Here is a 20928-nt window from a genome sequence, read left to right as displayed (position 1 = left end):
GGCGCGACACATCTCCACCATTGCCGCCACGTGCCACGATAGGCACATGAGGGGAATCATTCTCGCCGGCGGTTCGGGAACCCGTCTGCATCCGATCACGCTCGGCGTCTCGAAGCAGCTGGTACCGGTGTTCGACAAGCCGATGATCTACTACCCGCTGTCGACGCTGATGCTCGCCGGCATCCGCGACGTCCTCATCATCACCACGCCGCACGACGCGGCCGCGTTCGAGCGCCTGCTCGGCGACGGGTCGCAGTTCGGGATCTCGCTCACCTACGCGCAGCAGCCCTCGCCCGACGGCCTCGCGCAGGCCTTCACGATCGGTGCCGACTTCATCGGCAACGATGCCGTCGCGCTCGTACTCGGCGACAACCTGCTCTATGGCCCGGGTCTGGGCCGTCAGCTCACCCGCTTCTCGTCGATCGACGGCGGCGCGATCTTCGCCTATTGGGTGGGCGAGCCCGAGGCCTACGGCGTCGTCGAGTTCGACGACGAGGGGCGTGCGATCTCGCTCGAAGAGAAGCCGGCCTCGCCCAAGAGCAACTACGCCGTGCCCGGTCTCTACTTCTACGACAACGACGTGATCGAGATCGCTCGCAATCTGCGGCCGTCGGCGCGCGGCGAGTATGAGATCACCGACGTCAACCGCGCATATCTCGAGCGCGGCAACCTGCAGGTCGAGGTGCTCCCCCGCGGCACCGCATGGCTCGACACCGGCACGTTCGATCAGATGACTGACGCCGCCGACTACGTGCGCACCATGGAGCGACGCACCGGAATGAAGATCGGCGCCCCCGAAGAGATCTCCTGGCGACAGGGCTGGCTCTCTGACGACGAGCTGCGTCAGCGCGCCGCAGCCCTCGAGAAGTCGGGCTACGGCCACTATCTGCACGCCCTGCTGGAGCGGGGTCTGCGATGACTCGTCTGCTCGTGACCGGCGGCGCCGGGTTCATCGGATCGAACTTCGTGCACCATGTGATCGCGCACACCGAGCACCAGGTGACCGTGCTCGACAAGCTCACCTATGCCGGCAACCGGGCGTCTCTTGCCGGCCTCCCCGATGACCGCGTCACGTTCGTGCAGGGCGACATCGCCGACGCGGCGCTCGTCGACGAGCTCACCTCCCGCGCGGATGCCGTGGTGCACTACGCCGCCGAGTCGCACAACGACAACTCGCTGCACGACCCGCGTCCGTTCCTCGACACGAACATCGTCGGCACGTACACGCTGCTGGAAGCGGCCCGGCGTCACGATGTGCGCTTCCACCACATCTCCACGGACGAGGTCTACGGCGACCTGGAACTCGACGATCCCCAGCGGTTCACCGAGACCACGCCGTACAGCCCGTCGTCGCCGTACTCGTCGACCAAGGCCGGGAGCGACCTGCTGGTGCGTGCCTGGGTACGCTCATTCGGCGTGCGGGCGACCATCTCCAACTGCTCGAACAACTACGGCCCGTACCAGCACGTCGAGAAGTTCATCCCTCGTCAGATCACGAACGTGATCCGCGGCATCCGGCCGAAGCTCTACGGTGCGGGCGAGAACGTGCGCGACTGGATCCATGCCGACGACCATTCGTCCGCAGTGATGGCCATCCTCGATCGTGGCACGATCGGCGAGACCTATCTCATCGGCGCCGACGGCGAGAAGAACAACAGGCAGGTCGTCGAGCAGATCCTCGAACTGATGGATCAGCCCCAGGACGCATACGAACACGTCACCGACCGCGCCGGGCACGATCTGCGTTATGCCATCGACTCGACGAAGCTCCGCACCGAACTCGGATGGATGCCGCAGTACGGCGACTTCACCCGGGGTCTCGCCGCGACGATCGACTGGTACCGCGCGCATGAGGACTGGTGGGCTCCGTCGAAGGATGCCACCGAGGCCTTCTACGCCGGGAAGGGTCAGTGATGGCTGACGGCCCGGTGCGGCCGACCACCATTCCCGGCCTGCTGCTGGTCGACCTCACCGTGCACGGCGACAACCGTGGCTGGTTCAAGGAGAACTGGCAGCGCGAGAAGATGGTCGCCGCCGGACTACCCGATTTCGGACCGGTGCAGAACAACATCTCGTTCAACGACGCGGTCGGCACCACTCGCGGCATCCACGCCGAACCGTGGGACAAGTACGTCTCGGTCGCGACGGGCCGCATCTTCGGCGCCTGGGTCGACCTGCGTGAAGGGCCGAGCTTCGGCGCCGTCTTCACGACCGAGATCGCCCCGGGCACGGCGATCTTCGTGCCGCGTGGCGTCGGCAACGCGTACCAGACGCTCGAACCCGGCACCGCGTACACCTACCTGGTGAACGACCACTGGTCACCGGATGCCGAATACGCCTTCCTCAACCTCGCAGACGAGACTGCGGGAATCGCCTGGCCGATCCCCCTCGATGAGGCCGAGCTGTCCGAGAAGGACACGAGGCACCCACGGCTGGCAGAGGTCGCCCCGATCGCTCCCCGCAAGATCCTCGTGCTGGGCGCCGACGGCCAGGTCGGCCGGGCGCTGCGCGCGCAGTTCGGCGATCAGCCGCGCATCGAGTACGCGACGCGCGACGATCTCGACCTCACGTCTCCCGCCATTGCCGAGGCCCGCCACTGGCGCGACTACAGCGTGATCATCAATGCCGCCGCGTACACCGCCGTGGATGCCGCTGAGACGGCTGCGGGCCGCCTGGCCGCCTGGGCAGTGAACGCCACGGGTCCGGCATCCCTGGCGCGCATCGCGAGCACCCACGGGATCACTCTCGTCCATGTCTCGAGCGACTACGTCTTCGACGGCACAGCCGAAGCGCCCTATCGCGAGGACGCGCCTCTCGCACCGCTGGGCGTCTACGGTCAGTCGAAGGCCGCCGGTGATCTCGCGGTCGTCACTGCTCCTCGGCACTACGTCGTGCGCACCTCGTGGGTCATCGGCGATGGAGCGAATTTCGTGCGCACCATGGCCTCGCTCGCCGCGCGCGGGACCGACCCCACGGTCGTCGCCGACCAGCACGGGCGGCTCGCCTTCGCCGCAGACATCGCTCGCGGCATCCGCCACCTGCTCGACACCGACGCGCCGTTCGGCGTGTACAACCTCACCAGCAGCGGCCCTGTCCGCACCTGGTCCGAGATCGCCGGCGAGGTCTACCGTCTCACCGGGCACGACCCGGGGCGCGTGCGTCCGGTGTCCACCGCCGAGTATTTCGCCGCGGCAGCTGGCCCGATCGCGGCGCGACCCGAGTACAGCGCACTCCGTCTGTCCAAGATCGAAGCGACGGGTTTCGCGCCCTCCGACGGCGACGCGGCGCTGGCCGCGTACCTGGCAGAAGGCACCACGAATCTGTGACCGCCCCTCCGCGAGCGGCTCATCGGCCTAGGCTGTGACCATGGGGGAGGAACAGCGACGCGAGCCCGCGCAACCGATGACCCGACGCGAGCGACGGTTGTTGGCCGAACGCGGTGTTCCCCGCATCCTCACCGTCTGCACGGGCAACATCTGCCGGTCCCCGCTCGCCGAGACGGTCCTGCGCGCACGTCTGCGCGACCTCGGAGTCGAGGTGAGCAGTGCCGGCACCCACGCCGTCGTCGGCCACGAAATGACCAGGCAGGCGCAGGAGCTCGCCACGGGGCGCGGAGCGGATGCCGGCGATGCGGCCGCCCACCGCGCACGGTTCTTGGTCGACCCCCTGCTGCTGGAGGCCGACCTGGTGCTGGCGATGAGCCGCGAGCACCGTGACGAGGCCGTGCTCCTGACGCCTCACCGGGTTCATCACGTGCTGACGATCCGCCAGTTCGCGCGTCTCGCTGCCGAACTCGACGATGACACGATCCGTTCGGCCGCCGATGCCGCCGGCCCGTTGGCCGCGCAACGCCTCTCGCACGCCGTCACGACGGTCTCGGCGCGCAGTCTCGGCGCAGGATCCGACGATGACGACGTGATCGACCCTTACCACCGGTCGGACGCCGTCTACGAAGAATCCGCCGCGCAGTTGGACCCCGGACTCGCGCAGGTGGAGCGCGTCGTGCGGCTGGCACTGGCGTGAGCGGCACAACCGCCCCGACCGGTGAGGACACGGCGTCCGAGACGGCGACGTCACGGCCGCGGTGGCGTCGCATCACCGGGAGTTTCTGGTTTCAGCTCCTCCTCGCCTTCGCCGTCGTCGGCCTAGTGCTCACCTTCATCGCGAAACCGTACGCGGTGCCTTCCGCATCGATGACGGACACCCTTCAGGTCGGCGACCGCGTGCTCGTGAACCGGCTGGCCTATGTCGGTGCGGAGCCGGGCACAGGCGACGTCATCGTGTTCGACGCCGGCGATGCGTGGGACACCGCTCCCGCTGAGGAGGAACCCCTTCCGAAGGCCATCGCCCGTTGGGTGGGCGAGGTGACGGGGTTCGGCCCGTCAGGCCGTCACACCCTGGTCAAGCGCGTGATCGGCCTCCCCGGCCAGAGCGTCGAGTGCTGCAGCGCGACAGGCCAGATCACGGTCGACGGCGAACCGCTGGATGAGCCGTACGTTTCACGCGATCATGAGTTCATCCCCGGCACGCTCGACTGCGATTCCGCGCAGATCTCCACCCGCTGCTTCGCGGCGGTCACCGTTCCCGACGACCGCTACCTGGTGCTGGGCGACAACCGGGCGAACTCCTCCGACTCCGCCGCGCAGTGCCGTGGGGGCATCGACGACGAGAGCTGCTGGCGCTGGGCGGAACGATCCGAGATCGTCGGCAAGGTCGGTGTGATCCTGTGGCCGGTGTCGCGGTGGTCGCTCGTCGACTGACCGCCATCGTCAGTGGCCGTCAGGGCGCAGACCGTGCAGGCTTTCGTAGATGTCGCCGACGAAGGTGCGGATGTTCTCGCTGCCGGTGACGGGGCCACCCGCCAATAGACCGTCAATGCCGAACAAGGTCGCCGACGGGGTGATCTCGTAGCCGAGCGACTGCGACACCCAGAGTTCGGGGTCGTGCAATGACACGGGCTCTTCGCGCTCGACGAGCTCGCTGTCCCCCGCCGCCTGCCCGACGATGAGCCGGATATCGACCTCCGGCAGGAGGGCGCGCCAAGTCGCGCGACTCTCGATCGTGTCCACGCAGGAGGCGCACGTCGGGCTGACCGCCAGCAGCAGCATCGGACGCCGGCCGGCAAGCTCACGCAGTGTCTTCACGCTGCCGTCCGCGAGCTGTACCGGCACCGCCGGAGTGATCGCGCGGACATAGTCGAGTTCGCCGTCGCCATCGGTCGACGCGACTGGCACCGCGGCAGACGTCGGTGCGAGCGGCTCCGGCCACAGGATCAACGCCACCGTGACGGCAGCGCCTGCCGCGATCGCGACCCACGGCCAGCCCTGGGCTCCGAGCGCCGCGACCGCGCCACCCCACATGGGCAGCGCCCAGGTCGTCGCGACCGCCGTCAGCGCGAGCAACGTGAACCAGGCGTTGCGTACGACCGTCACCGACGTGATCGGGCGCGTGGAGCCGAAGCACGCACAGGAGGCGTCCGGCGTCGCCGCTCGAGCGCGCACGACGAGCACGAGATACGTCGCCATCAGAGCGCAGGCGAGCACAGCCGCCACCGCACCGAGCCATCCCCCGAGAATCACCAACGCGACGCCGAGCGCGATCTCGCCCCACGGGTGGGCGCGCGCGATCCAGTCCCGTTGCAGCACTGCGGGCACGCCGAGCTGGCGAAACTCGTCGAGATCGGCAGGTGTCCGCAGCTTGAGCGCGCCACTAGCGATGAGCACGCCACCGAGAAGCAGGGCAGGCGCGACAAGGAGGGCGTTGGTCACGATCCCATGCTATTCCGCCGCCCGGACGAGCAGTCCGCGGTCGACGAGATCGGAGAGGAATCGTTCCAGATACGGCGCGATCGTTCCGGCATCCTCCCCCGTCGCCTCGGCAACGACCTGACTGACGGCGTCGGCGCCGCGAGTGCAGGCGGTGCGCCAGGCCAGCGCGGACGGGCCGTCCAGCACGAGGATCGGGCCGTCGGGCAGCGATGCCACGTACACACACACCTCGTCGTCAACGACCCCGACGCCGCGGGCCGGCCGCATCATCGGCCCCTCCGCAGCACGGCTGACGATGCTTCGCGCGCGCCCCGCAGGCCACGCGCAAAGAACTCCATGATGACCTCGCGACGCGACGGTTCATGCCCGAGGCGGCGGGCGAGGCGATCGGTGTTCACGAGCGGCGCCTGGGCGATCACTCGCAACGACTGTCCCATCGTCGGCTGGGCCCTGACACGACCCCACCATTCGGCGATCCGCGGTCCACCCTGGGCTGTGACCTTCCACAACAGGTAGTCCCGCCGGCCACGGAACATCTCCAAAGAGCCCTCCGCAGTGGCGAAGGCGACCTGTGCCTGCAGCCGGCCGACGAGCGCTTCGCTCCGAGTGCGGTGCGAAGGGTCGAAGTCGGTCCAGAAGCTCGGCATCCCCCGTCCGGCGCGCGCCGCGTTCAGCACGAGCAGCACCGCCTGCGCCTCGATGCTCGGAGCCTTGTAGTCGATCCCGGCGATCTGTCGAGACGTCCGCTCCGACCAGAGCAGGTCGAACGCCTGCTGATCGGCAAGACCGATCCCCGGAAACCGTCGGTGAAGGTCGAGATAGCCCCACATGTCGTGCGCATAGGTCTGTGCATGTTCAAAGGGCGAACCGAACCGAAAAGTGCTGTACACGGTCCACCCGTGCGCACGCAGCGTTCTATGCAGCGCCGGGATGCTGCGCGGGTCGGCGAGCACGTCCACGTCGGTGCCAGAACGCGCCTCCGGTCGGATCATCGGATCGACCGCGTCTCCCTTGATGTGCAAGAGCCTCGCGCCGGTCTGGTCAGCGAGCACCTGCACCGCGGCTCGGGAGAGGGCGAGGCGCGCCCACGGCGGGATGTCGCGGGCGCCGTCGACCTCCGGCGCGGAAGAACTCACGCCGTCAGCCTAGAGGCTCATGGCGTCGCGGTTGTGAGCGCAGGCACCGCCACGCCCTGGAACGCCGCGATCGGAGCGACGGTGACGGACGCTCGTGAGCTTGCGCCACGGCTGCGAACGGATGCCGTCCCGGGGCGCCGCACCTCGATGATGTCGCGGTATGCCTCGGCGTGCAGCCGTGCGATGTCGGCGTCGCCGAGCAGGCCGGGTGTCTGAACCGCTGCGTGCGCGAGGCGGGAACGCAGCGCGTCATCGTCGGCGAGTCGGCGCAACGCCGTGGCCAACTCGTGCGGAGCGCGCGGCGCGACCCGCAGGCCGTTGTGGGCGTCGCGCACCCATTCCGTCGGGCCGCCCTCATCGGCGACGACGAGCGCGGTGCCGGCGGCGAGACACTGCAAGACGTTCTGCCCCATCGGTTCGGGGCGCAGCGAGTACTGCACGGCGATGTCCCACTCGGCCAAGAGCGGGGCGATGTCGTCGACGTGGCCGAGGAAGCGGACGCGGTCGGCGATTCCGAGCTCCACCGCGCGGGCGCGCAACTCGTCGGCGAACGCCTCATGCTCGAACAGCGCCGCTCCGGCGAGCTCCAGTTCGGCGTCACCAGCGGGAAACGCCGCGGCGAAGGCTTCCAGCAGCGCCAGTTGCCCCTTCCACGGGTCCAGCCGGGCCAGCATCCCGATCCGCAGCCGGCTGTGCCCCTGCGGCGCGAGGGTGAGCCGGTCAAGCCCTGCGGGGCTGGGGATCACAGCGCGGAGGGCATCGTCGCGCAGGAACTGCTGGGCCGTCTCGAGCGTCGTCTGCGAGTTCGCGACCACACCGTCGGCGCGCGGAAGCACCACCTGGGTCATCAGCCGGTAGCCGAACCCGCCGAGGGACTCCACCGTGATCTGATCGCGTAGGTGCACCGCGAACGGCCGAGCCGTGCCCGTGACGGCAAGCGCGCCGTAAGCGGCAGAGCGCGTGGAGTTGGCCACCACGAGGTCGCTGCGTCGCACGGCGTGGTGCCATCTTGTGGCGGCGGCTTGCATGAGCAGGCGAGCGCCCACGTCGAGAAGACGCGAGCGCCGACTGCCGCCCGACTTCTGGCGGACGCCGCGGTTCCACCGCGGAGCCTCGACCTCGGAGAAGACATCATCCGCATCGACGGTCGGCACAAGCAGCCCCGGATGCCAGTCCTGTTCCGCCGTGAGCAGGCGCACGAGAGCCATCTCAGCGCCACCCGACTCGGTGGTGTGCGCAAGATGCACGATGCGCGGCATCGCGGAGCGCAGAGTCTCCATCCCCAGAATCCCCAGTTTCCCCAGAACGATATTTCCCCTTGTTCACGACGCCCCAACGCCGTGCCTCCCGTGGATCCCGCCGAATTCCCAGTCGGCGAGGAAGACCCGCAGCAACCGGGAGGTGCATGCTGCGGACTATTGTTGACTTGATCTTACAGGGGAGAGGTCCGTGCGCGTACTGCGAATTTCCCACAGCGGGACTGTGGGGCCCTGGCGCGAACGGGAGCGCGCGCAGCGCCGTCTGGGCGACGACGTGCGTCTGCTGACCGCTCGCACCTGGCACGCCGGCGGCACGACGGTCGAGCTCGACGACGCAGACGATTGGGTGATTCCTGCGCGCACATGGGGCCGGCATCCTGCGCTCTTCCTCTACTCCCCCGCCCCGCTCTGGCGCGCCCTCGGCGAACAGTGGGATCTCATCGACATTCATGAGGAGCCGTTCGCCCTCGCGACGGCGGAGGTGCGGCTGATCCGGTGGCTGCGCCGCACGGCCGCGCCGTTCACCCTGTACTCGGCACAGAACATCGCCAAGCGGTACCCTCTCCCGTTCCGGTGGCTCGAGCACCAGGCGCTGCGCACGGCCGGCGGCATCTCCGCCTGCAACGCCGAAGCCGCGGCGATCACCGAGGACAAGGGGTTCCCCGGACGCGCCCGCGTGATTCCGTTGGGTGTCGACCTCGCCACCTTCACGCCCTCAGACCGCGATGCGCCGGGTGCCGACGACGCGGTCGTCGTCGGCTTCGTCGGTCGCCTCGTCGAGGAGAAAGGCGTGCAGACCCTGCTGGATGCCCTAGTGACAGAACCCCGCCTGCATGCGCGCATCGCGGGGTCGGGCCCGCTCGATGCGGAGCTGCGTGCGCGCGCCCAGCAGGCGCGGATCTCTGACCGGCTGACGTTTGTCGGCGCTGTCGCTCCCGACGAGATGCCCCTGTTCTATCGTTCGATCGATGTTCTGGCTGTGCCGTCGATCCCGACCCCGTCGTGGACCGAGCAGTTCGGCCGCGTCGCGGTGGAGGCGATGGCCAGCGGCGTGCCGGTGGTGTCCAGCGACGCCGGCGCTCTGCCTGATGTCGTCGGCGGTGCGGGCATCGTCGTGCCCCACAGCGATGCTCACGCCCTCTCCGCCGCACTGCTGGCGGCGGCAGGCCCCGATCGGGAACGACTGCGCGCGGCCGGGTTCGCGCGGTCTCGCGAGTGCACCTGGGACGCCGTCGCCGTCGCCTACCGAGATCTGTACCGCTCCACGATCAGCGCGGAGCCTGAAGGGGAGTCCGCCACGCCGCTGGAGGTGATCGTGGTCGCCTACGGAGCGCCCGAGCTGCTGCGCCGCGCGTTGACCCCGGTGGCGGAGCTGCCCGTCACCGTCATCGACAACTCCTCGTCGAGCGAGATCCGAGAACTGTGCGCCGAGCTCGGCATCCGTTATCTCGACCCCGGAGCGAACCTGGGTTTCGGCAGCGCCGTCAACCGGGTGCTGCGTGACCGCCTGCACCCGGGTGGCGACGTGTTGCTGTTGAACCCGGATGCCGTGATCGATCCGTCCGACATCGCCGAGCTGCACCGTGTGCTCCGCAGCGACGCGCGGCGGGCGAGCGTGGGGCCGGCTCAGGTCGACCAGCGCGGGCATCGCGCACGCGTGCAATGGCCGTTCCCGAGCCCGTTCGGCTCCTGGCTCGACGCGGCCGGTCTCGGACGTCTGCGTCCGGCGGGATCCGGGTTCGTCATCGGCTCAGTGCTGTTGCTGCGCGCCGAAGCGCTCGCGCAGGTCGGCGGCTTCGACGAGCGCTTCTTCCTCTACGCCGAGGAGACCGATTGGTCGTATCGGGCACACTTACTCGGTTGGCGCCATGCCGCCGTTCCGCACATCGAGGCCGTGCACGCCGGCGCAGGCACGAGCACCGATCCGCGCCGCCGGGAGGCGATGTTCTTCGCCTCGCAGGAACGGTACCTGCGCAAGCACTTCGGCTCGGCCGGGTGGGCGTCGGCACGGTTCGCCGGCTGGCTCGCGGCCATGCTCCGCGCTCTTCTCCTGCCGGGCGAACGGCGGAGCGCGGCGCGTCGACGCGCCGCGATCTATCGCCTGGGACCGGTGCGCGTCGAGAGCAGATTCCGTTCTGCGACGCCGGCGGGGGACGGCTGATGCACATCGTGCAGATCGCTCCCGTGATCGGGCCGGGCGGCGGCGTCTCTGGATCGGCGTATCAGCTCGGTATGGCGCTGACCGCCCTCGGGCATACGGTCGAGAACTTCACGGCGTCGGATGCGCTCCGTCGTGGTCGTCGACCGTTCCGGTCTCTGCTGGTGCATCGGCTGTCACGGGTCTGGTACGCGATCGCCTTTAGTATCGCGGGTACCCGCAGGGCAAGACGGTTCCTCGCCGAGCGACCCGGGGCTTTCTCGATCTGCCACAATGCCGTGATGGCGGGCGACATCTACGTCAACCACGGCGTGGTCGCGGCCGCGATGCAGGCGCGCGGCGACATGCTCTGGCGGATGCTGCGCAACCCGCTGCACACGTTCACGTTCGTGCGCGACCGAATCCGCTATCGCGGACACACGCACCGTGCCGTCGTCGCGCTGACCGAGGCCGAGATCCGGGTGCTGAATGATGTCTACGGCCGGGTCGGCCCGCCCGTGACCGTGATACCGCACGGCGTAGACCTCGAACGCTTCAGACCCGCTGTGGCGGCAGAACGTCGCGCTGCGCGCACGATGCTGGGCCTGGATGACGAACATCGCGTCGCTCTTTTCGTCGGACACGAGCTTGACCGCAAAGGACTGCCCCTGGCGATCGACGCGCTGGCGCATGCGCCCACCGTGCTGCTGCTGGTGGTCGGCGGGTATGCCTCGGCGATCGACCGGATGCGCCGCCGTGCCGAGACGGCCGGCGTGGCCGACCGAGTGCTGTTCCTCGGGCCTCAGGGCAACCTCTCGACCCATTTCGCGGCCAGCGACATGTTCGTGCTGCCCAGTGACTATGAGTCATTCGGGCTGGTCATCACGGAAGCGCTCGCGTCGGGGGTGCCCGTCATCGCGACCCGTGTGGGATGCGCACCAGACCTCATCGTCGACGGAGAGAACGGGTATCTGGTCGACCGGGATGCCGCCCAGATCGGCGACCGCTTCGAGCAGATCGCTGCCACGGACATCGAGCGCTGGCACTCGCGTTGCCGTGGGACGGTCGCCCACCTGTCGTGGCGCCACGCGGCAGAGAGGTACGTCGCTCTTCTCGAGAGCCTGCCCAGCCCGCCCACCGGAGGGAAGCGATGAGCGACGCGCTGCGGGTGCTGCACCTCATGGTCTCCGACCGCTTCGCCGGCGTCGAACAGTTCGTGATGCGCCTCGCGCTGCAGCAGGCGCACGACGGGCATGAGGTGTGGGTCGCCGGTGGTGATCCGCAGATCCTCGCCGCCCCGCTGCGCGCGGCCGGCATCCGCTTCGCCCCGATCTCGAGCGTCCGCGGGGCGGTGCGCGCGACGCGATCCGCCGACGTCGACGTGGTCAACTCGCACATGACGGCCGCCGATGTCGCGGCCGTCACCGCACGCCTACTCGATTCCGCTGACCGGGCGCTGGTGTCGACCCGCCATTTCGCGCTCCCCCGCGGCTCCCGCGGGCCGCGCGTCCTCTATCGCGGCGTCGAGCGCCTGCTGGATGCTGAGATCGCGATCAGTCACGCCGTCGCCGACAACATCCACGTACCATCGACGGTCGTGCACTCAGGCATGGAGACGCCGCGCCTCACCGGTGAGCGGCGCGCTCGCACCGTGCTGATGGCACAGCGCCTGCAACCGGAGAAGCAGACGGATCTCGGCATCCGCGCTTTCGCCGAGTCCGGCATCGCGGCAGACGGGTGGAGTCTGCACATCGCCGGCGTCGGGCCCCTTCGTGCCGACCTGGCCGACCTCGCACTGCGTCTCGGAATCGGCGAAGCTGTGCGCTTCCTCGGCTTCCGCGACGATCTGCCGACGCTGCTGCAGCGCTCGGGGATCCTGCTCGCGACCACACCGAACGAGGGTCTCGGGCTCACCGTGCTTGAAGCGATGTCGGCCGCCCTGCCCGTGGTCGCTGCTGATGCGGGCGGCCATCGTGACCTGCTTGCCGACGTGGAGGACGCCCGACTGTTCCACGCGGGAGATGCGGCCGACGCCGGCCGTCAGCTGCGTGAGCTGGCCTCGGACGCAGACGAGCGCGCCCGGCTGGGAGCCGCGGAGCGTCGTGTGCAGGAGACGGCGTTCACCTTGCGCGCACAGGCAGACGGCACCGCTGCGGTATACCGCCAGACACTCCGCCGCCGGGAGGCCCACCGATGACCGATCTCGTCGTGGTCTCCCTCGAGGCCTGGGACGACGTGTGGCGTCGCAATCAGTACCTCATCTCCGGATTGCTCGACACCGACCCGACATTGCGCGTGCTGTTCGTGGAACCGCCTGATGACCCGCTGCACACCCTGCGCGCCGGCGGCCGACCCCGTTTCGGTCACCGTCCGCAGGCGGTGCGCGATCGGCTGTGGACGTTCCGCGCCGCGAAGGCACTGCCCCGGCGGATCGACCCGGCCGCCGACACGCGACTGGCGAACGCGACGCGAAAGGCGGCGCAGCGACTCGGGATGTCTGCGCCGCTGTTGTGGATCAATGACCCGGCGGCTGTCGAGATCGCGCAGCAGACGGGATGGCCGACGCTGTACGACATGACCGACGATTGGCTGGCCGCAGACCGGTCGGCCGCGGAGCGGACACGTTTGAACGAGGGCGAGCAATGGCTCTTCGCCCACGCCCGTGCCGTCGTGGCGTGCTCGCCCGAACTCGTCCGACGCAAGAGTCGGTATCGGGACGACATCACCCTCATCCGCAATGCGGTCGACGTCGAGCGATATCGACGACCGACCGCGCGCCCCACCGACGCACCATCCGGGCCCTACGCGCTCTACGTCGGCACGTTGCATCGCGATCGACTCGATGTCGAGCTCTGCCTGACGGTGGCGCGCACGTTGCGCAACCAGATGACGCTGGTGTTCGTCGGGCCCGACGCCCTGCCCGCGCGCGACTCGGCCGCGCTTCGTGAAGCTGGGGCATGGGTGCTCGGTGCACGCGAAAGCACGACCGTGCCCGCGTATCTTCAGCACGCAGATGTGCTCGTGGTGCCGCATCTGGTCACGGCTTTCACTGACAGTCTTGACCCGCTCAAACTGCATGAGTACCAGGCGACGGGAAGGCCCGTCGTCTCAACTCCGGTCGCCGGATTCAGGGACGCGCACGATGCCCGATTTTGCGTCGTCGAATCATCCGCGTTCGCCGCGGCCGTCGCGACCGTCGGTGACGCGAGCTGGCCGTTCCCGCAGCGAGCCCAGACTGCCGGCGATGACTGGCACGCGCGAGTCGATCAAGCGCGGGTTGCCCTATCGGCACTCTCACGCGACTCGTGACCCAAACGAGAACAGGGCGCGCCATCGGCCCGCCCTGTTCTCAGAGACTCAGCCGACTCAGGTCGGCGTGTCCTGCTGGAACGGGAACGTCCGCAGCAAGCACCCGGCACCCACACCATTCGTCGGGGGGAGGTCGTTGAAGCTCGTGCTCGTCGTGTACTGCACGCCGTCGATCGAGTACGTCAGCGTCGCCGTGCCGTTCGCACTGTCGGGGTAGGTACCATCACGGACCGTGATCAGCCGCTCCGTGAATGACGGCACAGTCGTCGACCCAGGATCGACTGTCGAGAGCGTCAGGCCGTTGATCGTCAAGGAGACGAAAGTGACCGTGACCGCGGCAAGATTGTCGTTCGTGATCTTGACCTGGAATCGGTAATACTTCGGATTGCCCGGTTCCTTGCACGCAATACCGGTCAGCGTGACCGGAACATACGACGCTGCTGCCAGCGGAACCGTCGACGCCACAGCCATGACGGGCACAGCCCATGCCATGGCCTTCGTGACTGTACGGCGGCTGACGCCGCTCTCCACCTTCTCAGACATTATTAGCCCCCAAAGCTAAGTGGATCCACGATCTTCCCCCAGCCGCGAATCCACATCAGGTAAGCGGCGCATGCGCGCCACCGCGATAATGCTAGCGTAAGCGGAGGTCCGCGAACAGTCTGTGTGACCCAAGATTGTGGGGATTTCTGCATGAGCGCGACGCCGACCCGACCCGGTGTCCTCGCGCAGATGGCGGCTCTGCTGCGCATCACCGGCTCGAAGCCGTCTCAGTGGATCACAGGCACCGTACTGGCCTCGATCGCCCTGGCCGGACTCGACATGGCGGGCGTCGCTGCGATGGTGCCCCTCATGGAGCTCGTCACCGGCACCGGCGGCACGCTCAGCCCGGTGAATCAGGCGGTCGCCGACTTCCTCGGCACGACCGACATGCAGGCGCTGATCCCCGCTGTCGCGGGATTCGTCACCGTGGTTTTCCTCGCGAAGAGTGCCGGCTCGCTGCTGTTTCGCTGGTGGCTCCTCGGACGCACAACTCGGTTGTCCGCGATGGCCTCGGTCGAGCTCATGCGGCGCTATGTGCTCGCCCCCTACGCATCGCACCGCCGCCGCAGCCTCAGCGTCGTGTACCGCAACATCAACGACGCCACGAACCAGGCGTCCAGCGTGCTGCTCGCCACCGTCACCCTCTGCACCGACATCCTCGTGCTCGTCGCGATCGTTGCCGTCCTTCTGGTCGCTTCACCCGGCGTCACCCTGTTCGCCGTCGCGCTTTTCGCGCTGCTCGTCTTCGGTGTGCAGGCGCTGTTGCGCCGGCGACAGGTGCGCATCGGCGAGGCGATGGCGGAGGCCAGCCTGCGGGCGTGGCAGTCGCTGATGCCGGGGCTCGACGGCTTTCGCGAGACACGCCTCAGCGGCAGCGCAGAGCGGTTCGTCGGGCGCTTCCGCCGCGCCCGGCTCGACAACGCCCACCAGAGCCGACTGATGGGGTTCGTCTCCGATATCCCGCGCTACCTTCTCGAAGTCAGCTTCATCATGGCGATCGTCGGCATCACGATCATCCTCTACGCAACGGGCGCGGGAGAGCAGGTGATCCCCGTGCTGGGTCTGTTCGCTGCCGCTTCGCTGCGCGCGCTCCCGACGCTGAACCGGGTGACGGCGAACGTCGCCACGATCCGCACAGGTCAGGCGGGCCTCACGATCTTCACCGAGGCACTGGCACAGCTCGAGTCGGAAGGCACACACGAAGAACTGCCGGCAAGCGGTGAACCGTACTCGGGCGACATCGTCCTGGACGACGTCACATTTCGTTACCCCGACGCCGAACTGCCCGTTCTCGAGAACCTCTCGCTCCGCATTCCCGCGAATGAGACGACTGCCTTCGTGGGTGCCAGCGGCGCCGGCAAGAGCACGCTGCTAGATCTCATCCTCGGGCTGCTCTCGCCGACGTCCGGCGCGATCACCTGCGGTGACCGTCTGATCGACGACGACCTCGCCTCGTGGTACGCGAGGCTGGGCGTGGTGCCCCAGGACGTCTTCCTCACCAATGACACGGTGGCCGCAAACATCGCCTTCGGCATCGAAGACGCGGAAATCGATCGTGCGCGGCTCGCCGAAGTCACCAAGGTCGCGCAACTTGACAGCCTCATCGCCGACCTCGCCGACGGCTATGAGACCGTCGTCGGTGACCGCGGGGTTCGCCTCTCGGGCGGTCAACGACAGCGCATCGGCCTGGCACGAGCTCTCTATCGCCGACCCCGCGTGCTCGTGCTCGATGAAGCGACGAGCGCCCTCGACAACGCCACCGAACACGAGATCGCCAGCACCCTGGATCGACTGCGCGGCAGTATGACGGTGCTCATCGTCGCGCATCGGCTCTCGACAGTGCGCAATGCCGACACGCTCATCTTCCTGGAGTCGGGTCGCATCGCCACGCGTGGCACGTTCGAGCACGTGCGCGACACCAACCCCGAGTTCGCCCGCCTGGTCGAACTCGGCAAGCTCGAGTAGCGGCGCAGCTCAGTCGAATCCGTCCAGCACGATCCACTTCGGATCGAGCTGGTGCGCATCGCTGCCATGCGCCATTCGCGCGTGGAACCGCGGCATCACAATGCGCGCGTTCGTGTGCATCGTGTCGGCGATGTACGCCCCCCAGTAGGAGAAGGTCGAGTTCGCACCGATGAGTCGATCGGCTCGTGCGAGCGCCTTCAAGTTCTCCAGAGGATCCGGCTCCGCATAGTCGACCTCGGCGAGCCGGGCGCCCAGCGTCGACCCCAGCGTTGCCCGGCACCAGTCCGGGTCATCCGACACGACGAGGGCGCGAGTCGCCTCAGGAAACTCGCCCAGCGCCGCCGTGACGTAAGCCTCGACGTCGAATCCGTGTTTGGCCTCGAACTCGGTGCCGTAGAAGTCGCCTCGACGCACGTTGATGACGAGGCGCTCATCTGCAGGCCCTTGGCACGTCTCCGCGAAGACATCCCGGATGAACGCGTGCAGCTGTTCTCGGGTGAAGTCGACGCCGAAGCGCTGGTAGAGCCAATCCCCGTCCCACTCACGGCGATCTGAGAAGCGCATCTCGGCAGGGGTGACGGTCAGAACGCGCAGGCGCGGGAACGGCACCCACCACTCATCCATCCCACGCGAGTGCCGCACCAGTACCGGCGAGCCCGTCGACGCGCTGCGGTGGTGCGCGTTCAACCAGAGGTAGAGAAAGTTGCCGAGCCGCATTCCCGCCGGTGGCGTCGCCAGAACGCTGCGCTCGCCTCGCCGGAGCAGGTCGAGGCCGTCGTTCACACCGTCTGTCACACGGCGCACACCACGTCGGACGGCCCGCTTGGCAGAACCGAGCGAGGGCGTCATGGCGTCGCCAATTCCGCAGGGGTGAACGTGAGCACGATCGGGGCGCCGCCTGGCGGCTCCGGTATCCGCACCAACCGGTAGCGCCCGGCGTCGCGCCGGCGCAGCGGTGTCGTCAGCGAGGTCAGCAGAGGATGCCGACGACGCCATGCCCATTGCCGGTAGACGCGAGGCGGGCGCATGTGTCGAGTGTGACCCGACCAGCCGAACTTGCGCCGGATCGCCTCCTCATCGCGCACCCAGGAGAAATGCAGCACCGCGTCAGAAGCGCGGATCACCGCATCCACATGCGCATCGGGACGACGCCACGGATCGGTGTTCCTCGGCGCGAAGTCGACGCGGTACGTCGCTGCGTCGGTCTGACGGGCATGCTGCAGCCTCACTCCCGCCCGCACGGCGAGAGGCCCGGGGAATGACCCGGCGACCTGCCAGAAACGGCGAGTGACCTCGAGGTACCGGCCCGCGGCCGACCGCGAGTAGAGCCAACGCGCGGGAAAATCAAGAGCGGCCGCTCCGTCACGGTCGGCCTCACGCAGCATCGCGAAGAACGCGGGCGGATTGAGCATCACCTCATCCGTGTCGAGCTGGAGCACCCAGTCCGCGCCTTCGGACGCTCGATCGAGGGCGTGCTGCCGCTGGTGCGTATCGTTGTCCAGCGGAGTGAAGCCGGGGCGACCGAAATCGCCCGGGTGGTGTTCACACTTGCCGTCGACATCGAGATCGGCGATGATCGCGAGACACTGCTGGATGGGAAGCGGAGTGCCCGTCCACGAGGTGGCGTTCCGGTCGTATGAGAGCACGATGCGGTCGACGTGAGGGTAGTACGCCTGAATGCTCTCACGGAGGTAACTCGGGTCGGCAACGAGGACGTAGGCGTTGATTCGCAACGGCGACTGGTCGCTCTCGCGATCATCGTTCATGCGTCTCGCCACTCTCGTGACGCCTCCGCTGCACGATCGACCGGACGGAGGGATGCCCCGAGCCCGACGATCGTGCCCCATGCGTCTGCCGCCGCCCGGCTGACCCCACCGGCGAGCCCGCGCACCTTGGCTCGCGCGCCCTGCTTGTCACTGAAAGAAGTGAGCCCCGACACGGCCTCGCGACCGATGCGTACCAGATGTCCGACGAGATACCGTGCGACGTGCGGGTCACTCCAACCCAGCACGGTCGTCAGCAGCAACAGGTGGTTGCGCGATCCATAGAAGCGGTACCGCAGGTCGAACCGCTTGCCTTTGGCATAGGTTCCCGCGACGTGCAGGACAGCGGCATCGGGAGCGAACAGCACTCGGTATCCCGCCTTCTTCACGCGCAGCGCGAGGTCTGAATCCTCGCGAAGACACGTGCCGGGGTAATAGTCATGGATGCCGCCGATCGCGCGCAGCGCCTCCCGGCTGACCGTCATGTTAGCGCCGAGCATGTGATCGGTCTCGACGAGGTGACCAGGGTCGGCGCCGAAGTTGCCGGTGAGCGTGCCGTTGGGCAAGAAGCGCCCGATGCGATCCCACCCCTCCGTCTCTTCACCGGGTCGATCATTGCTCGCGCGACCGCCGACGGCACCGACTCCCGGTTCGTCGTAGGCGGTGAGGATCTCGGCGAGCCACCGAGGCTCGGCGTAGGCGTCATCGTCGATGAAGGCGATCACGTCTTCTGTGGCGCCCTGCACCCCGATCGCCCGGGATGCCGCGAGAAGTCCGACACCCATGTCGTTGCGCCGATACTCGACTCCGTCGAACTCGGCGACGACGTCACGGGTGAGGGTGTCCGGCGAGGCATCGACGACGACGATCCGCGCAGGCGCGACGGTCTGGGTACGAATGTGCTCAAGGCACGTCCGCACATGCTCGGGGCGACGATATGTCGCGACGACTACGAGCGCTGAGCGCATCTGGATACTTCCCCTTGTTCCGACTGCTGTGGCGCTGAGCCGCGTCTCCACCTCGGGACATCGTATCCATTCAAGACGCGAGGGCAGCGACGAGCCGCAGGTCGCCCTCGTCGACCCGGGTTCCCGGGATACTGGATGCGAACACCGTTGCTGCGAGCGCCCGCTCGCCGCAACCCACCGAGAGCCCCGGGGTGCGTGCATGCGTCGTCTAGACATCGCGAGAGTCGCCACGAGCACCCCTATGGGCGCTGAGGCCTATCAGGCGCAGATCATCGGGGCCGCCCGGCCGGCGCTCGCGCGTACGTCGACCGATGCGTGGCGGGTAGATGAACTGGTCTTCCGCTCGCTGCGCTCCCGGTTGGAGGGCAATCGCCGTCTGCCGCTGGGGCGCGTGGCGGTGGCACCGGCCGGGGTCCGCCGCACACTCGGCCGCGCGCTGTTCCGTGGAGACGTCGTCACGCATCGGATGTCGCTCGAGCTTCCCCCTGGCGCGATCGATGTGGTCACCTTGCACGACACCGTCGCTTGGGAGTTCTCCGACGAGTCGGCGCCGGTACCGGCCGCTGCCGCAGAGTTGCGCCGTGCGGCGGCGGTGATCTGCGTGTCCGAGTTCAGCGCCGGTCGCGCGGTCGAGCTGCTGGGCATCGACCCTCCCCACGTCATCCACAACGGCGTGGATGCCCACTACTTCGACGCCGTACCGTTGGACTCATCCACGCTCGCCGGCCTCGGTATGACCAGTCCTTACGTCCTGCATGCAGGCGGAGCCGCGGTGCGGAAGAACCTCGCGGCGCTGGCCGAGGCGTGGCCGCTCGTCCATCGCGAGCGTCCGGATCTCACCCTCGCCCTGGTCGGGCCGCCCCACCCTCGACGCACCGAGCTGTTCGAGGGGATGCCGGGGGTTCGTCTGCTCGGACGCGTCGACGGCGCCCTCATGCCCGGCCTCGTCGCCGGCGCCGCGACGGTCGTGGTCCCCTCACTGTATGAAGGCTTCGGACTGCCCGCGTTGGAGGGGATGGCCGCCGGGGCTCCGGTGGTCGCGGCGAACACGAGCAGTCTCCCCGAGGTCGTCGGCGAGACCGGGATCCTCACCGAGCCCACGGGCGTCGCGCTGGCCGCCGGGATGCTGGATGCCACTTCAGGCGATCCCTCGATCGCAGCCACCGTGACCGCGGCCCGTACGCGCGCGCGGGCCTTCACGTGGGAGCGCTCCGCTGACGCCCACGCACAGGTCTGGGCGTCGGTGTCGTGACGGCTCTCGCTTTCATCACCACGTTGCGGCATCCGCACAACAGCAATGACTATCGCGAGGTCGAACGTATCTTCTCGCAGTCCGCCGCGAGCTGGCTGCGACAGAGCCACCCAGACATCGCGCTAGTCGTGGTGGCGAATCGCCGCCCTCCGCTACCCGACGACCCGCGCGTCCACTACGCCGAGGTCGACTTCGCGCCACCGTCCGATGTGAACGGCCCCCGCACGGGCATCGCCGCGGTCCTTCGCGACAAGGGGACCAAGAATGCGATCGGCGTGGCAGTCGCGCGGGCGCTTCACGCTCGGCACGTGATGTTCGTGGATGCCGACGATTTCATCTCCCGCCGCCTCAGTGCGTTCGTCGCGGAGAACCCCGAGGCACCCGGCTGGACGATCACGCAGGGTTGGCGGGTGAACGTCGAGCGCAGGACGGCGCGACGCCAGGGCGATTTCCACCTGAACTGTGGCAGCTCGCACATCATCCGCACGGATCTGCTCCCGGCGATCCCGGGCGGGGCCGCCGCCACCCAGGACGAGCTCTACACCAGTCTGGGTGAGGACGTGGAGCGGATCTTCGGCTCGCACATGCACCTGCACGATGATTTCCCGCTCGCTCCGCTGCCCTTCCCCGGCGCAATGTACCGTGTCGGGACCTCGGAGTCCCACTCGGGCAATGCCCTCGGCGGGTGGGGACGACCAATCACCGCTCGGCTCGCACGGGAGTTCACGGTGTCGGCGACCGGACGGAGTCCCGCGCGGATCGCGGTGGCTGTGCTGCCGTCCTACCGAGCGATCCGTGAGCGCCTCCGGCACTGAGCGCCGACAGTCC

General features: G+C 68.3%; 20 protein-coding genes. 12 read left to right on the top strand and 8 right to left on the bottom strand.

The features are described from left to right. Positions 1-46: 46 nt before the first annotated feature. Genes rfbA through lepB form a run of 5 tightly spaced genes read left to right on the top strand, consistent with a single transcriptional unit; the run spans position 47 to position 4760 of the window. Positions 47-919 (top strand): glucose-1-phosphate thymidylyltransferase RfbA, encoded by an 873-nt coding sequence (gene rfbA, locus WDU93_RS03485; RefSeq protein WP_337317517.1) that lies wholly within the window; start codon positions 47-49, stop codon positions 917-919. Beyond that, positions 916-1914, top strand: a complete 999-nt coding sequence (gene rfbB / locus WDU93_RS03480) for a dTDP-glucose 4,6-dehydratase (protein WP_337317515.1) — start codon at positions 916-918, stop codon at positions 1912-1914. The genes rfbA and rfbB overlap by 4 nt, the downstream gene beginning before the upstream one ends. Beyond that, positions 1914-3326: a bifunctional dTDP-4-dehydrorhamnose 3,5-epimerase family protein/NAD(P)-dependent oxidoreductase gene (locus tag WDU93_RS03475; protein ID WP_337317513.1), complete on the top strand. Its 1413-nt coding sequence runs from the start codon at positions 1914-1916 to the stop codon at positions 3324-3326. The genes rfbB and WDU93_RS03475 overlap by 1 nt, the downstream gene beginning before the upstream one ends. Before the next feature lie 40 nt (positions 3327-3366). Further along, the gene (locus WDU93_RS03470; RefSeq protein WP_337317510.1) at positions 3367-4023 is read left to right on the top strand and encodes an arsenate reductase/protein-tyrosine-phosphatase family protein; all 657 of its coding nucleotides are present in this window, start codon (positions 3367-3369) and stop codon (positions 4021-4023) included. Continuing rightward, positions 4020-4760, top strand: a complete 741-nt coding sequence (gene lepB / locus WDU93_RS03465; RefSeq protein ID WP_337317508.1) for a signal peptidase I — start codon at positions 4020-4022, stop codon at positions 4758-4760. Before WDU93_RS03470 ends, lepB begins: the two co-directional genes overlap by 4 nt. Before the next feature lie 9 nt (positions 4761-4769). Here lepB and WDU93_RS03460 read toward each other — a convergent pair whose 3' ends face one another. Genes WDU93_RS03460 through WDU93_RS03445 form a run of 4 tightly spaced genes read right to left on the bottom strand, consistent with a single transcriptional unit; the run spans position 4770 to position 8184 of the window. Then, positions 4770-5768, bottom strand: a complete 999-nt coding sequence (locus WDU93_RS03460) for a MauE/DoxX family redox-associated membrane protein (protein WP_337317505.1) — start codon at positions 5766-5768, stop codon at positions 4770-4772. Positions 5769-5777: 9 nt separating this feature from the next. Then, positions 5778-6038: a hypothetical protein gene (locus tag WDU93_RS03455; RefSeq protein ID WP_337317502.1), complete on the bottom strand. Its 261-nt coding sequence runs from the start codon at positions 6036-6038 to the stop codon at positions 5778-5780. Beyond that, positions 6035-6904 (bottom strand): nucleotidyltransferase family protein, encoded by an 870-nt coding sequence (locus WDU93_RS03450; protein WP_337317500.1) that lies wholly within the window; start codon positions 6902-6904, stop codon positions 6035-6037. Before WDU93_RS03450 ends, WDU93_RS03455 begins: the two co-directional genes overlap by 4 nt. 17 nt (positions 6905-6921) lie before the next feature. Next, positions 6922-8184: a glycosyltransferase family 4 protein gene (locus tag WDU93_RS03445; protein WP_337317498.1), complete on the bottom strand. Its 1263-nt coding sequence runs from the start codon at positions 8182-8184 to the stop codon at positions 6922-6924. A gap of 202 nt (positions 8185-8386) precedes the next feature. Between WDU93_RS03445 and WDU93_RS03440 the strand changes: the two genes are divergently transcribed. Genes WDU93_RS03440 through WDU93_RS03425 form a run of 4 tightly spaced genes read left to right on the top strand, consistent with a single transcriptional unit; the run spans position 8387 to position 13609 of the window. Beyond that, on the top strand, positions 8387-10324 hold the full coding sequence (locus WDU93_RS03440; protein WP_337317495.1) for a glycosyltransferase: 1938 nt from the start codon (positions 8387-8389) through the stop codon (positions 10322-10324). Continuing rightward, on the top strand, positions 10324-11454 hold the full coding sequence (locus WDU93_RS03435; protein ID WP_337317492.1) for a glycosyltransferase family 4 protein: 1131 nt from the start codon (positions 10324-10326) through the stop codon (positions 11452-11454). Before WDU93_RS03440 ends, WDU93_RS03435 begins: the two co-directional genes overlap by 1 nt. Beyond that, the gene (locus tag WDU93_RS03430; protein WP_337317489.1) at positions 11451-12497 is read left to right on the top strand and encodes a glycosyltransferase family 4 protein; all 1047 of its coding nucleotides are present in this window, start codon (positions 11451-11453) and stop codon (positions 12495-12497) included. The genes WDU93_RS03435 and WDU93_RS03430 overlap by 4 nt, the downstream gene beginning before the upstream one ends. After that, the gene (locus tag WDU93_RS03425; protein ID WP_337317487.1) at positions 12494-13609 is read left to right on the top strand and encodes a glycosyltransferase; all 1116 of its coding nucleotides are present in this window, start codon (positions 12494-12496) and stop codon (positions 13607-13609) included. Before WDU93_RS03430 ends, WDU93_RS03425 begins: the two co-directional genes overlap by 4 nt. A 57-nt stretch (positions 13610-13666) precedes the next feature. Here the strand turns inward: WDU93_RS03425 and WDU93_RS03420 are convergent, their stop codons facing one another. Continuing rightward, positions 13667-14152: a hypothetical protein gene (locus WDU93_RS03420; RefSeq protein WP_337317485.1), complete on the bottom strand. Its 486-nt coding sequence runs from the start codon at positions 14150-14152 to the stop codon at positions 13667-13669. A gap of 150 nt (positions 14153-14302) precedes the next feature. Between WDU93_RS03420 and WDU93_RS03415 the strand changes: the two genes are divergently transcribed. Then, on the top strand, positions 14303-16117 hold the full coding sequence (locus WDU93_RS03415) for an ABC transporter ATP-binding protein (protein WP_337317482.1): 1815 nt from the start codon (positions 14303-14305) through the stop codon (positions 16115-16117). A gap of 9 nt (positions 16118-16126) precedes the next feature. Here the strand turns inward: WDU93_RS03415 and WDU93_RS03410 are convergent, their stop codons facing one another. From WDU93_RS03410 to WDU93_RS03400, 3 genes are read right to left on the bottom strand one after another with little or no spacing between them, the layout of a single operon-like run. Beyond that, positions 16127-16966, bottom strand: a complete 840-nt coding sequence (locus WDU93_RS03410; RefSeq protein WP_337317479.1) for an alpha-1,2-fucosyltransferase — start codon at positions 16964-16966, stop codon at positions 16127-16129. Continuing rightward, complete coding sequence (locus WDU93_RS03405) at positions 16963-17883, bottom strand: hypothetical protein (RefSeq protein ID WP_337317477.1); 921 nt, start codon at positions 17881-17883, stop codon at positions 16963-16965. Before WDU93_RS03405 ends, WDU93_RS03410 begins: the two co-directional genes overlap by 4 nt. Continuing rightward, entirely contained in the window at positions 17880-18848 is a 969-nt protein-coding gene (locus WDU93_RS03400) for a glycosyltransferase family 2 protein (RefSeq protein ID WP_337317474.1), read from the bottom strand. Before WDU93_RS03400 ends, WDU93_RS03405 begins: the two co-directional genes overlap by 4 nt. A gap of 199 nt (positions 18849-19047) precedes the next feature. Here WDU93_RS03400 and WDU93_RS03395 point away from each other — a divergent pair, with 199 nt between their 5' ends. Both WDU93_RS03395 and WDU93_RS03390 read left to right on the top strand, forming a co-directional pair. Continuing rightward, positions 19048-20100, top strand: a complete 1053-nt coding sequence (locus tag WDU93_RS03395; RefSeq protein ID WP_337317472.1) for a glycosyltransferase family 4 protein — start codon at positions 19048-19050, stop codon at positions 20098-20100. Then, entirely contained in the window at positions 20097-20915 is an 819-nt protein-coding gene (locus WDU93_RS03390) for a hypothetical protein (protein ID WP_337317469.1), read from the top strand. The genes WDU93_RS03395 and WDU93_RS03390 overlap by 4 nt, the downstream gene beginning before the upstream one ends. The last annotated feature ends 13 nt before the right edge of the window (positions 20916-20928 follow it).

This window comes from Microbacterium istanbulense, assembly GCF_037204145.1.
Lineage (GTDB): Bacteria > Actinomycetota > Actinomycetes > Actinomycetales > Microbacteriaceae > Microbacterium > Microbacterium istanbulense.
Note: the sequence above shows the minus strand (reverse complement) of the source record. Positions and strands in the feature narration are given on the sequence as shown.